The 13,810-nt window shown below is 38.2% G+C and carries 11 protein-coding genes; 8 read left to right on the top strand and 3 right to left on the bottom strand.

Features of this window, described 5'->3' with window-relative positions:
- Window positions 1–21: 21 nt before the first annotated feature.
- Window positions 22–1,488, bottom strand: coding sequence for a glycoside hydrolase family 32 protein (locus tag DK857_RS02200; protein WP_109395405.1), 1,467 nt, complete (start codon window positions 1,486–1,488; stop codon window positions 22–24).
- 272 nt (window positions 1,489–1,760) lie between these two features.
- On the opposite strand from DK857_RS02200, the gene DK857_RS02205 reads away from it, so the two are divergent.
- The 3 genes from DK857_RS02205 (at window position 1,761) to purT (ending at window position 5,167) form a co-directional block, all read left to right on the top strand.
- Window positions 1,761–2,708 (top strand): aminoimidazole riboside kinase, encoded by a 948-nt coding sequence (locus DK857_RS02205; RefSeq protein WP_109395404.1) that lies wholly within the window; start codon window positions 1,761–1,763, stop codon window positions 2,706–2,708.
- 234 nt (window positions 2,709–2,942) lie between these two features.
- Window positions 2,943–3,854: an EamA family transporter RarD gene (rarD, locus tag DK857_RS02210; RefSeq protein ID WP_109401412.1), complete on the top strand. Its 912-nt coding sequence runs from the start codon at window positions 2,943–2,945 to the stop codon at window positions 3,852–3,854.
- Window positions 3,855–3,979: 125 nt separating this feature from the next.
- Window positions 3,980–5,167, top strand: coding sequence for a formate-dependent phosphoribosylglycinamide formyltransferase (gene purT / locus DK857_RS02215; protein WP_109401413.1), 1,188 nt, complete (start codon window positions 3,980–3,982; stop codon window positions 5,165–5,167).
- 16 nt (window positions 5,168–5,183) lie between these two features.
- On the opposite strand, the gene DK857_RS02220 is transcribed toward purT, so the two are convergent.
- Both DK857_RS02220 and DK857_RS02225 read right to left on the bottom strand, forming a co-directional pair.
- On the bottom strand, window positions 5,184–5,921 hold the full coding sequence (locus DK857_RS02220) for a substrate-binding domain-containing protein (RefSeq protein ID WP_109395401.1): 738 nt from the start codon (window positions 5,919–5,921) through the stop codon (window positions 5,184–5,186).
- Between the two features lie 11 nt (window positions 5,922–5,932).
- Window positions 5,933–6,985: an ABC transporter substrate-binding protein gene (locus tag DK857_RS02225; protein WP_109395400.1), complete on the bottom strand. Its 1,053-nt coding sequence runs from the start codon at window positions 6,983–6,985 to the stop codon at window positions 5,933–5,935.
- Between the two features lie 210 nt (window positions 6,986–7,195).
- On the opposite strand from DK857_RS02225, the gene htpG reads away from it, so the two are divergent.
- The 5 genes from htpG (at window position 7,196) to DK857_RS02250 (ending at window position 13,746) form a co-directional block, all read left to right on the top strand.
- Entirely contained in the window at window positions 7,196–9,079 is a 1,884-nt protein-coding gene (htpG, locus tag DK857_RS02230) for a molecular chaperone HtpG (RefSeq protein ID WP_109395399.1), read from the top strand.
- Window positions 9,080–9,261: 182 nt separating this feature from the next.
- Window positions 9,262–9,906 carry an adenylate kinase gene (adk, locus tag DK857_RS02235; protein ID WP_109395398.1) on the top strand — a complete coding sequence of 215 codons (645 nt, stop codon included), beginning with the start codon at window positions 9,262–9,264 and terminating at the stop codon, window positions 9,904–9,906.
- Between the two features lie 163 nt (window positions 9,907–10,069).
- A complete protein-coding gene (hemH, locus tag DK857_RS02240) occupies window positions 10,070–11,050 on the top strand; it encodes a ferrochelatase (protein ID WP_109395397.1) in 981 nt (326 codons plus the stop codon).
- A gap of 163 nt (window positions 11,051–11,213) precedes the next feature.
- Window positions 11,214–12,332, top strand: coding sequence for an LPS O-antigen length regulator Wzz(fepE) (gene wzz(fepE), locus DK857_RS02245; protein ID WP_109395396.1), 1,119 nt, complete (start codon window positions 11,214–11,216; stop codon window positions 12,330–12,332).
- A 103-nt stretch (window positions 12,333–12,435) separates the two neighbouring features.
- Entirely contained in the window at window positions 12,436–13,746 is a 1,311-nt protein-coding gene (locus tag DK857_RS02250; protein ID WP_109395395.1) for an inosine/guanosine kinase, read from the top strand.
- Window positions 13,747–13,810 lie beyond the last annotated feature (64 nt).

Below are 13,810 nucleotides of genomic sequence, written 5' to 3' on the forward strand. Positions count from 1 at the left end.
GTCTTACTTATCTTATCAATATCAGTAAATACTATTTAACTGCCAATATTCACCATTAATCAGTGTTGCATCACCATTAATGGCGAAAAGACGTAAAGTTTGAATATCTTGTTGATCATAATATCGGCTGCTAAAGGTGAATTCACCTTTGTTTACAAAGATTTCAATTGATGAGCGATCAATGAAAATGCGTAAATTCAATTCACAACCTTCAGGTAATGGAATACTTCGAGCACCACTTATATTGTGCTGAGGATAATGACGATTAAGAACTAAACGGTGTGATTGATTATCAACAAAGAGCTCAAGCCCTTCACCTAGCCATAAGCCAAATTTTTCAGCGTGGCTGTCTAAAGATAATGTTAAGTCAAGTTCGATCGCAGGAGTATTATTGATTAGCTCTATGGATTGATTACTGAGTGTTAATGGCTGGATAGTCTGTTTTTCTTGGCGTAATGATTCGACTTCTTTAACGGGGATCATGCGTAAGCGATTTTTGGATTTATCAAAAGTGATTTCACGAGGGAGTGTAAAACAGCCAGACCAAAATTCAGATTTTGAAGGCATGGGCGAATTCCACATATCCATCCATCCCATAGAAACGCGACGGCCATCAGGTGTTATAAATGATTGTGGCGCATAATAGTCATGGCCATTATCAAGTTCAATAAAATGCCCTTGTGGTTTAAAGAGTTGGTTTGGCGCCCACTGGCCAATTAACGCACCTGATTGAAAGAGATTGCGATATTGATATCCTTCGGCTCGTTTTCCTTGTGGTGAGAAGACGATTGCAAATTCGTTTTCTTGGCTAATAGGGAAGAAATCAGGGCACTCCCACATATAGACATTTTTATCATCCGTTTTTCCTAAAACAGTGTAATCGTTGTTCCACTGCTGACCTTCCACAAATAAGGTGTCACTAGAGAAGAGTAGAACTTGTCCTTGATCTTTTTCATCACGAGCACCGACAACCATCCACCATTTGCCTTCTTGATACCAAACTTTAGGATCACGAAAATGCATATAACCTTTAGGGGGTTCTAAAACGATCCCTTTTTTCTCAAAATGAATGCCATCTTCACTGATAGCAACACATTGCGCTTCATAGATTTGGCTATCATCACCTTCGTCTGCTAACCAGTTGTGTCCTGTATAGAAAAGATAGAGTTTGCCTTCATGACTAATTGCTGATCCTGAGAAACAACCACTTTTGTCGTAGTCATCTCCTGGGGCTAACGCAATAGGTTGGTGTTGCCAGTGGATCATATCTGTACTTGTAGCATGCCCCCAATGCATTGGCCCCCAATCTTGAGAATAAGGATGATGCTGATAAAAGGCATGATATAAACCATCATGATAAATAAGACCATTAGGATCATTCAACCAACCCGCAGGTGCAGCCAAATGAAACTGGGGATAAAATTTATTGCCTCGTTTTTCAATCAAAGTACTTAAGGCTTTTGTTGATTGTTCTAAGCGGTGTTTCATATCATTATCCTTATTATATATCAGAGTTATTAGTGTGTTTTTAAGAGCATAGAAAGGGTAAAGAACAGATGTAATCACACTATTACTCTTATTGTTAACGATAACATTCTGAGTGAAAAAATACGATGTATGAGATTGACTTTATCATATTACCTAGTTATGTTAACGTTATCAGTGTGGATTTACGAGCAATATCTTTATTTATTCGTTATGAATAACCATAAAAACAGAATATAGTTAAGAAAAATAATTGCTTATCTTCAGGAGAGATTATGAAAGTCTGGTCTTTAGGTGACGCTGTTGTTGACTTGATCCCATTGCAAAACATGCAATATGAAGCATGTGCTGGTGGTGCGCCAGTCAATGTTGCTGCTGGCGTTGCCAGGCTTGGTCAACAAAGTGGTTTTATTGGGCGTGTAGGTGAAGATGCGTTTGGCCATTTTATGCAAAAAACACTGTTTGATCTGGGTGTCGATACTCATGCAATGGAATTTGATGAGTTTCACCGTACCAGTACTGTTCTTGTCTCTTTACAAGAAAATGGTGAGCGTGATTTTACTTTCTTAGTTGCTGAGTCTGCTGATCAATTTTTAACAGAAAAATCTTTACCTGCATTCGAAAAAGATATTTTGCATTTTTGCTCTTTAGCATTGGTGAATCCTATTTGTCGCTCGACCTTAGATTGTGCAATCAAAAGCATTAAAGAAAGTGGTTCACTATTGAGTTTTGATATTAATTTACGACCCCAAATGTGGCGTGATCATGAAGAAATGCGTGAAATTATCGATAATTATGCGCATAAAGCAGACATATTAAAATTATCAGAAGATGAGCTCACGTGGATGACACAAGAAGTGACATTGAATAATGCACTTAAAAAATTAGAAAATTATCCCGCTCGTTTAAAAGTGATCACTCAAGGCTCTAAAGGCTGTTTAGTTTTAACACCAAATACTCAAGTTGCATTTAGTGCCTTTACTGTTGAATGCATTGATACAACAGGTGCTGGTGATGCCTTTATGTCCGGTTTGTTAGCCGCGCTTGCTGAATATGGTTTTGCTGAAGATGAACAATACCTATCAAAAATAGTGACGCAAGCAGCTGCTTGTGGTGCTTTAGCTACCACTCAAAAAGGGGCGATAGCTGCAGCACCAAGTCGTAAAAAATTACATGATTTTGTTCAGCAACAGCCACCTTTGCATGTTAGGGAGATTTTCTAACAACTCATCTATTTTTCTGGTTGTGGTTTTTACCACGGTTTTCCCTTAATGGTATTTTCCTATTCTCCATTTATAACTACTTTTCTCGGAGTGGTTATTTATGGAGATTTTTTTATCTCGTCTATTCGGCTATATTGGTGTTTGATCAATCAATCAGCGATGCTGATCATATTGTTCTATCTGTTTTAAGCGTATGATATTAAATCTTATTGACTTTTATTGATGGAACATTAAATGTGGGCTCAATCGGGCGCGGTATTAGCCATTTTTTCTTATATTCTTTGGGGAATAACCCCTCTGTTTTATCGGCTGTTACCAGGAGCACAACCATTAGAGATGTTGGCTCAGCGTTTGATCTGGTCTATCCCTCTTTTATTACTCGTACGACTTTTTATTAAAAATAGAACACGATGGCGCGTGGTTTTACAAGATAAGCGCTCTGTTTTTATGTGCCTGTTTAGTTCAATGGCTATGGCTGTTTCTTGGTGTACGTTTACTTATGCGTTAACACATCAACAAGTATTAGAAGCGAGCTTGGGGTATTTTATTAATCCGCTTTTCTCTATTTTATTAGGTGTGATATTTCTTAAAGAAAAGCTTAATTCAGCAGAAAAATGGGCTGTTGCCTTAATTTGTGCGGGTGTGGGCTATCAATTGTGGATGTACGGTGAATTACCTGTATTGGCTATCATGATGGGGGGCGCATTTGCTGTATATGGCTTAATCCGTAAGTTTATTCGTTTTGATGTGATCACCTCTTTATTTATGGAAACACTTTGGTTAATGCCATTAGCCATTGGCGCCACTATTTGGTTGTTTTTAACAGAGAAAAGCGCACTACCTTCTGCGGATAATCTGACTCGTTTTTATTATATTCTCACTGCACCAGTCACTATACTGCCGTTGTTGTTTTTTACCGCAGCCGTCAAACGAACCACATTAACTGTAATTGGATTAGCACAATATATTGAGCCTACTATTCAATTTTTACTGGCTGTTTTCTTATTCCATGAAGTTTTTGATGAAGTAAAAGGCGTGAGTTTCTCTCTAATTTGGTTAGGGCTTTTATGCTGTATCTTAGCTCTTATCCGAAAACGCCTGAATTATCTAAAAATTCAAAAAGGAAAACGCAGCCAAACGGTGTAATTGTATTATTTCCCTGTTTGATTATTTTTTTGTCTGGCTATTTTTCTATCAAGCTAAATCCGTTATGCTATATGAAAAGCAATCGTTTGCGTGATTGTGGTTTTTATTAATGGTGAGGATAAAAAATGACTGTGCTGGGTACGGCTCTTACGGCAAATGCAACAAAAGTGATGTTATTAGGTGCTGGTGAATTAGGCAAAGAAGTCGCAATTGAATGCCAACGCTTAGGCATTGAAGTGATTGCTGTTGATCGCTATCTGAATGCTCCTGCTATGCATGTTGCTCATCGCCATCATGTTGTAAATATGCTTGATAGTGATGCATTAAAGCAAGTTATTGAACAAGAGCGACCTGATTTTATCGTTCCAGAAATTGAAGCTATTGCAACAACATTACTGGTTGAATTAGAGCAGACGGGGCAAAACATTGTTCCTTGCGCCCGTGCGGTAAAGCTGACTATGGATAGAGAAGGGATCCGTCGATTAGCCTCAGAAACATTACATTTACCTACGTCAAACTATCAATTTGTTGATGATGAAGTGAGTTTTAAAAAAGCCGCTTTAGAAATAGGCTTCCCTTGTATTGTAAAACCCGTCATGAGTTCATCCGGAAAAGGGCAAAGTGTTATTCGTAATGAAAATGATTTGGCTCAGGCTTGGACTTACTCGCAAGAGGGAGGGAGAGCAGGAAAAGGACGCGTTATTGTTGAAAAAATGATCCCGTTTGATTTTGAGATCACTTTGCTGACTATTCATGCTGTTGATGGTATCCATTTTTGTGCCCCTATTGGTCATCGACAAGAAAAAGGGGATTACCGAAGTTCGTGGCAGCCTCAAAAAATGAGTGATATCGCACTTGCTAAAGCAGAACATATTGCGAGTAAAGTGGTTGAGAACTTAGGGGGCTATGGCTTATTTGGTGTTGAGTTATTTGTTCAAGGTGATGAGGTATTCTTTAATGAAGTCTCTCCTCGTCCTCATGATACAGGGCTCGTAACATTAATCTCTCAAGACTTATCAGAGTTCGCGCTTCATGTCCGTGCTTTTTTAGGTTATCCCATTGGTGGTATTCGCCAATTAGGCCCTTGTGCATCAGCTGTTATTTTACCTGAGCTTTATAGTACAAATATCGTTTATTCTGGTATTGAAAAAGCGTTGAAGGCGGATCGCCAAATTCGCCTTTTTGCTAAACCTGAAATTGCTGGCACTCGCCGTTTAGGTGTTGTACTTGCTCATGCTGATACAATAAAACATGCATTAGATGAAGCAAACGCAGGTGCTAACGCTATCATTGTAAATGATGCCAGAAAATAGCCGATATAACATAAGGTTACTTACCGCTAAGATGGGAACTTAGCGGTAAAAATCCAGATTTAATAAAATACGTCTTAGCATAAGGAGATAATATCTCCTGATATAAACTATAAGCCTGAGAATGAATAAGCGTCGCACAATAGTGCGCGATAACATTAAAGGGTTTTGGAATATCGAAGATCTTTAATTCAGGAAATTTGCTTAATTGTGTTTGGTAATGCTGGTAACCAATAAACGCGTCTGCTTGGTGTGTGGCAATTAAATAATGTGCTGCCATTCTACCTTGAGGAATAGTAAGTGAATGCTCACCCCCAACCAAAGAAAGTGCTCGTATTTTTAATGCCTGACTTAACTTTGGGTCAATCTGCGCGATATTATCAAATAGTTGCCAACTATAATCCCCTGAGGGATCTGTTTTTGGTGTGGATATCCCTAATTTTAATGCAGTATTTGATAATACGCTAAGCCAGTTATCTTCTTCATTTACATCATTACGACGAGCTGTAATACAAAGCTGATTGGCAATAAAAGGAGCATATTGTAGTGCAAAACCTTTATCAATTAATTGCTTTGCATTATTTTCATCAGCAGAAAGAAACAAATGACAGGTTTCCCCTTGTTCAATACGTTGGCGCAAAAGCCCGGCAGGTCCAAATGTAAGTGTCCACTTCTCGCCTGTTTTTTGCTGATGATGCTCAATAAAAGCAGGTAGTGTAGTTTTTAAACTACCTGCTGCAAAAAGGGAAAATGTCATGGTGTTATATCCTACTCTTTTCCTTGATACTGAGTACGATAGAATTTTTTATACCAATCATTAGCTGCTTTTTGCATATCGATATCGCTAAATTTTTCAGGATATATTTTTTTTGCCATCCACAATTCACCTATTGCCATAGCTTCAGGCATTGGGTATCCCCATGCTTTCGCATACTCAGGCATTAAGTAAATTCGGTTATTTTTAACAGCGCTAATGACTTGCCAACGTGCATCTTGTTTGATTTCATCGACAACTTGAGGATATCTGTCTTGAATAAAAATGACTTCTGGATCCCATGCAATAACTTGTTCTAGCGAGACTTGCTTATAACCTTTAACGGTTGATGCGGCGACATTAAATGCACCTGCATGTTCCATCATTAACCCAGTATATTTTCCTGAGCCATATGTTGTTAAGTCTGGATTCGCCATATAAGCCCGCACTCGTTGCTCTTTAGGAACATTTTGTAAGCGCTGACTAACTTGTTCACGTTGTTTAAAGGTATCGTTAACTAATGCTTGTGCATTTTCTGATTTATTGACGATATCACCAATCAGCAAAATACCTTCTTTTAACCCTTCGTTATAGGCTTGCTCTTCATTTTGTAATGTTGGATTCAGTGTTGATTTATCATCATTAACTTCTTTACGTAATGAAATCGCCACAACAGGAATACCAAGAGCAGAGATCTTATCAATCATCTCTTTAGGGGCATAATTAGTAACAAAAACGACTTGAGGTTGCAGCTTGACTAAGCTTTCAGCATCAAAACTGGTGAGATCGCCGACTTTAGGTGTTTTTTCTAGAGATGGTGCTAGTTGTGCATATCCATCGCCAAGTTGTTGCTTCCAATTGGACATCACACCAACAATTTTATCTGTGGCATCTAGTTGAACTAATAAGTTCAAAGTTTGGTGTTGTAAAACCACCGTTCTTTCTACTTTGTCTGGAATGGTAACAGTGCGACCAATTTGGTCTACGATTTGTCTATCTGCATAAGAGAAAGAAGAGAGGGAGAGTAAGCCAATACCTAGTAAACAGTGTTGTAATAAAGCTTTCATAGTCATAAACCCAAGTTAATATCGCTGTATAATAAAATATACAACTAAAATATACAGCAAGTATTATTTTGGCTCAAACTTTAATCATATAAGGAGCTTAATCACTTTTATTCGCTTAATTTTTTACTCGACCCTTGAAACTTGCTTAACTATCCCCACTTTTTACTCATATTGATTTTTTTCGCCAAATTAGGATTAATTGAGGTAAAAATGAGTATGAAAGGTCAGGAAACAAGAGGATTTCAGTCAGAAGTTAAACAACTTCTCCAATTAATGATCCATTCTCTTTACTCCAATAAAGAAATTTTCCTTCGCGAATTGATTTCGAACGCATCAGATGCGGCTGATAAATTGCGTTTCCGTGCATTATCAGATGCAGCACTTTATGAAAATAATGGTGAGTTGCATGTGCGCATTTCCACTGATAAAGAAGCTCGTACTCTGACTATCAGTGATAATGGTATTGGTATGACTCGCGATGAAGTCATTGATAATCTGGGTACTATTGCAAAATCAGGCACTAAATCATTCTTAGAATCTATCGGACAAGATCAAGCTAAAGATAGCCAATTAATTGGTCAGTTTGGTGTCGGATTCTATTCTGCGTTTATCGTTGCAGATAAAGTGACAGTACGCACTCGTGCAGCTGGCGAAAGTGCAGATAAAGGTGTTTTTTGGGAGTCTGAAGGCGAGGGTGATTACACCGTTGCTGATATTGAAAAAGCAGATCGCGGGACTGAAATTACGCTTCATTTACGTGAAGGTGAAGATGAGTATCTAGACGATTGGCGTCTGCGTAGCATTATTAGTAAATATTCTGACCATATTTCTCTGCCTGTTGAAATTGAAACAAAAAATGAAGAAGATGGCACAGTAACATGGGAAAAAATTAATAAAGCACAAGCCCTTTGGACTCGTAACAAATCTGAAGTAAGTGATGAAGAGTATAAAGAGTTTTATAAGCATATCTCACATGACTTTGCCGACCCATTAAGCTGGGTACATAACCGTGTAGAAGGTAAGCAAGAGTATACAAGCTTATTATATGTGCCTTCAAAAGCGCCTTGGGATTTATGGAATCGTGAACAACGTCACGGTTTAAAACTGTATGTCCAGCGCGTCTTTATTATGGATGAAGCTGAGCAGTTTATGCCTAATTACCTGCGTTTTATTCGTGGGTTAGTGGATTCTAATGATTTACCGCTAAACGTTTCACGTGAAATTTTACAAGACAGCTCAGTTACACGTAACTTACGTAGTGCATTAACTAAACGTGCATTACAGATGTTACAAAAACTGGCAGAAAACAAGCCGGAAGAGTATCAAGCATTCTGGAAAGAGTTTGGTTTAGTCTTAAAAGAAGGCCCTGCAGAAGACTCATCTAACATTGAAACAATTGCTAAATTACTACGTTTTGCATCAACGCATAACGATAGTGATGCTCAAACAGTTTCTCTGGAAGATTATGTTGGCCGTATGGTCGATGGTCAGGAAAAAATCTACTACATCACCGCAGATAGCTATGCCGCGGCAAAAAACAGTCCTCATTTAGAGCTGTTCCGCAAAAAAGGTATCGAGGTACTGCTGTTATCTGATCGTATAGATGAGTGGATGATGAATTACCTGACTGAGTTTGATGGCAAATCATTCCAGTCTGTCAGTAAAGCGGATGAATCTCTTGATAAACTTGCAGATGAAGAGAAGCAGGCTGAGCAAGAAGAAACAGATAAACAATTAGCACCGTTCGTCGAACGTATTAAAACCTTGCTAGGAGATAAAGTTAAAGATGTAAAATTAACGCATCGTTTAACAGATACTCCAGCAATCGTGACAACCAGTGCTGATGAAATGACAACACAAATGGCTAAATTGTTTGCAGCAGCAGGACAAGAAGTGCCAGAAGTGAAATACAACTTTGAGCTGAATCCAAATCACCCATTAGTGAAGCAAACAGCCGAGCTAACGGATGAAGCATTATTTGCGGATTGGGTAAATTTATTACTCGATCAGGCATTATTTGCTGAAAGAGGCTCTTTAGAAGATCCAAACCAGTTTATTCGCTTAGTGAATCAACTTTTAGTTCAAAAAGCGTAACTGTTTTCGTTTTCAAATATTTAAACCACGTTTATCTGAAAAGAGAGCGTGGTTTTTTCTTTTTCGATAAAAAATAAAATGCAATCGCTACTGTGATTTCTTGAGCGATGACCTCACAAAATGGTATGGTAATGCGTTTTCGAGTTTAAATATAAAAAATTAAATGCAAGGGGATTTACGCGATGCGTATCATTCTGCTAGGCGCTCCAGGCGCTGGTAAAGGCACTCAGGCTCAATTCATTAAAGAAAACTATGGTATCCCACAGATTTCAACTGGTGATATGTTACGTGCGGCAGTAAGTGCAGGTACAGAACTAGGACTGAAAGCAAAAGCACTGATGGACAATGGTCAGTTAGTTACTGATGAATTAGTTATTGCGTTAGTTAAAGAGCGCATCAAACAAGACGATTGCCGTAATGGTTTCTTGTTGGATGGGTTCCCAAGAACAATTCCACAAGCTGATGCAATGAAAGAAGCGGGTATCAACGTGGATTTCGTACTGGAATTCGCTGTACCTGATGAAATCATTGTTGAACGTATTATTGGCCGTCGTGTTCATGCACCATCAGGTCGTGTTTATCATGTGAAATTTAATCCACCTAAAGTGGAAAATCGTGATGACGTGACAGGTGAAGAATTAACAACACGTAAAGATGACCAAGAAGAAACTGTTCGTAAACGTTTAGTTGAGTACCATACTCAAACTGCACCGTTAGTTTCTTATTACCAAAATGAAGCTAAAGCAAACAATGCGAAATACTTCAAAGTTGATGGTACACAAAAAGTAAGCGAAATTAACGCTGAACTGAAAAGTATCCTTGGCTAATTTCGTCATTGTGATGACTAATCCCGGTTGAGCCGGGATTTTTTTTATCTAAATAAAATAGGGGAAAAGAACAATCCAATAAATTGACAAGCACAATCTATTATTTTCCTTTATGCTTCTACTCTTTGGTTATCCTAATAAAATAACTCTAAGGAGTCATAGTATGAATGATGCTAAGTATGGTGTTCTTTTGGTTAATCTTGGCACACCTGATGAGCCGACAACGGGTGCTGTTCGACGTTATTTAGCACAATTTCTTAGCGATCCTCGTGTTGTTGATGTTTCTCCTTTGATTTGGAAACCAATATTACAAGGGGCGATATTACCGTTTCGCTCACCTAAAGTGGCTAAGTTATACCAACAGATTTGGATGGATGAAGGATCACCACTTTTAGTTTACAGCCGAGCGCAACAACGTGCTGTCGCTGAGCGATTACCTAATATCCCCGTAGAGTTAGGGATGTGTTATGGCAATCCATCGCTAAATGAAGGGGTTGAAAAGTTATTACAACAAGGTGTTGAAAAGATTATTTTGTTACCGCTGTATCCTCAATACTCTTGCTCCACTTCTGCTGCGGTATTTGATGGTGTTAGTCGCATTTTTAAAGATATGCGCACAATACCTTCTCTTCACTTTATTCGCAGTTATCCTACTCATCCGCTTTATATCAAAGCGCTTGTCACCTCTATTGAGAAAAGTTTTCAGCAATATGGCAAACCCGATCGTTTAATTCTCTCTTTTCATGGTATTCCTGAGCGCTTTATCAAAACGGGCGATATTTATTATGATGAGTGTTGCCTCACAACAGAAAAACTAAAACAGCAATTAGAAGAACAGTTAGGTTATCCTAAAGAGCAAGTCATGCTGACATTCCAGTCACGCTTTGGTCGTGAACCTTGGTTATCGCCTTATACGGATAAAACGATGGAAAAGCTGGGAAGTGAGGGGGTTGAACATGTGCAGGTTGTATGCCCAGGATTTTCATCTGATTGCTTGGAAACATTAGAAGAAATTAATGAACAGAACCGAGAATTCTTTATTCATGGTGGTGGCAAACAGTACGAATATATTCCGGCATTAAATGATGATCCAGAGCATATTGACTTGCTAGAAGCGATGATCCGTGAGGTATGCGAAAAATAATTACTGAATTCTATAAATAAAATTATCGGATTTGATGATATATTAATTTGAACATATTTCAGTTATATATAAACTTATCTTTTCTCATTTTTTAAGTCTTTTAGTGGAAATCACTAAAAGTGCTGATAAACGGACACTGCATTACATAAATTTAGGCAGGAAAATGAATAGTAAGCTTTCAAAACCACAATCTTCAGAAGTTGATAAAGGGAATTTTGATGACTTTTATCTAAAACAGAACGATGAAATCGATCTTTTTGAATTATTTTCTGTTATTTATAAATCAAAATTTGTCATTATTGGTATCACGTTATTATTTGCTATCGTTGGCTTTACTGTTGCAAGCTTTTTACCACAAAAATGGACGAGTCAAGCTGCAATTACCAAGCCAATGCTTGATGAAATGAAGCAATTAAGAGCGACATTGACTGAACTTAGCTTAGTGGATGTTGATACGGGTGTTAATGGTTCTTCCGTTTATCAAAAATTTATCAATAACTATAACTCTCGTGTTTTGCGTGAAGAGTATTTGATCAGTACGGATTATTACAAAAATTTGCTGGCTAAAATGGAAGATCCAACACCACTGGATAAACGTAAATTAATTGAAGAAATCGTAACGAAAGATATTAATTTAAAAGCTTCAGATGACAAAAAGAATGAAGAAGAGTTTAGTGGTGAAATTAATTTAAGCTTTACAGCGCCAACCCCTGAAGAAGCTTACGATTTACTTTCTGGTTATATTCGCTTTATCTCTACCAAAGTACGTGTAGAAGTAAAAGACGAAATTGATGATCAAATTGAGCGTAAATTAAGTTTCGCGCAAAAAGCCTATGAAATGGATTTAGAGCGTATCGCTAATGCGCGTAATGTTAATGTGCAACGCTTAAAATATGCGTTGGAGATTGCTAATGCGGCAGGAGTAAAAAAACCAATTTCCAGTGAAGGCGCACAAATTAAAGATGATCCTGATTACTCTATTGCCATGGGTTCTGATGCGTTAAGTAGTAAATTGGCTATTACAGAAGCTATTGTTGATCCAACAACAGTAAGTACTGATCTGAAAAACCGTTTATACAATATGAAGCAACTAGAAAAAGTAAAATTAGATGATCTTCAATTTGTGCCGTTCAAATATATGTTGAAACCTTACGAACCGACTAAAAAAGATGCACCTAAACGCGCTCTGATTTTAGTTGGCACCGCTTTTGTTGGTTTCATTCTTTCTGTTATGGGCGTCTTACTGAGCTACATGGCAAGAAGTCGTCGTAAAACTGCATAAAAATATCTTTAAATAAGTAGGTGTACTGACGTACACCTACTGTCTCTCCTATAATATTGTGTTAACATTGCGCATCTTTTTTAGCTGTGTAGCATCGTTCACAATGAAATTCCCTGGCAAACGAAAATCCAAACACTATTTTCCCGTTAGTTTACGAGATCCTCTATTACAACCCATCATCAATATGACGGAGAGCGAATCCTCTCGCGCTTATATCGTGGGTATTGACCAAACATTGGTTGATATTGAAGCGAAAGTTGATGAGGAGTTTATTAACCGTTATAACTTGAGTCAGGGACACTCTCTTGTTATTGAAGATGATGTCGCAGAGGCACTTTATCGTGAATTAACAGACAATAATCTGATAACACACGAATTTGCTGGTGGCACCATTGGCAATACGCTACATAACTACTCTGTATTGGCTGACGACCGCTCTGTGTTATTAGGTACTATGTGTAATAACATTCAGATTGGTAGCTATGCTTATCGTTATTTATGTAATACCTCTAGCCGTACTGACCTTAATTACCTCCAGGGTGTTGATGGCGCCATTGGGCGCTGTTTTACGCTGATCACGGAAAATGGTGAACGCACATTTGCTATTAGCCCCGGTCAAATGAATCAGCTTAAACCTGAAAGTATTCCGGAAGAGGTGATCGCTGAAGCTTCTGCATTGGTATTAACAGCTTATTTAGTTCGCTGTAAACCCGGTGAACCGATGCCGTTGGCAACCATGAAAGCAATTGAATACGCGAAAAAATATGATGTGCCAGTTGTTCTCACCCTTGGTACAAAATACGTTATTGCAGATGATCCACAATGGTGGCGTGATTTCCTAAAAGAGCATGTGTCTGTTGTGGCAATGAATGAAGATGAAGCGTTTGAGTTAACAGGGCATTCTGATCCTCTGTTAGCCTCTGATGTTGCTTTAGAGTGGGTAGATTTAGTGCTTTGTACCGCTGGGCCTGCAGGGCTTTATATGGGCGGTTATACAGAACATAGCTTTAAGCGCCAAACCACACATCCTTTATTACCGGGAGCGATTGCTGAATTTAATCGCTATGAATTTAGTCGTGCTATGCGCCGTAAAGATTGTGATGAGCCAGAAAAAGTCTATTCTCATATTGAGCCTTATATGGGTGGCCCAGAAAAAATCATGAATACAAATGGTGCGGGTGACGCAGCATTGTCAGCATTACTACATGATATTACAGCGAATAGCTATCATCGTATTAATGTGCCAAATTCAAGTAAGCATCCTCGGACTTATTTAACTTATTCATCGTTAGCGCAAGTGTGTAAATATGCTAACCGAGTGAGTTATCAAGTGCTAAGCCAGCATTCTCCACGCTTGACGCGCGGTTTACCTGAAAAAGAAGACAGCTTGGAAGAAGCTTATTGGGAACGTTGAGTTTATATTGTTTCTAAGTCTTGTTTTATCCGAGTGAAATAAAAAAAACCTATCAACATTTATT

The organism is Proteus terrae, assembly GCF_003144325.1.
Taxonomy (GTDB): domain Bacteria; phylum Pseudomonadota; class Gammaproteobacteria; order Enterobacterales; family Enterobacteriaceae; genus Proteus; species Proteus terrae.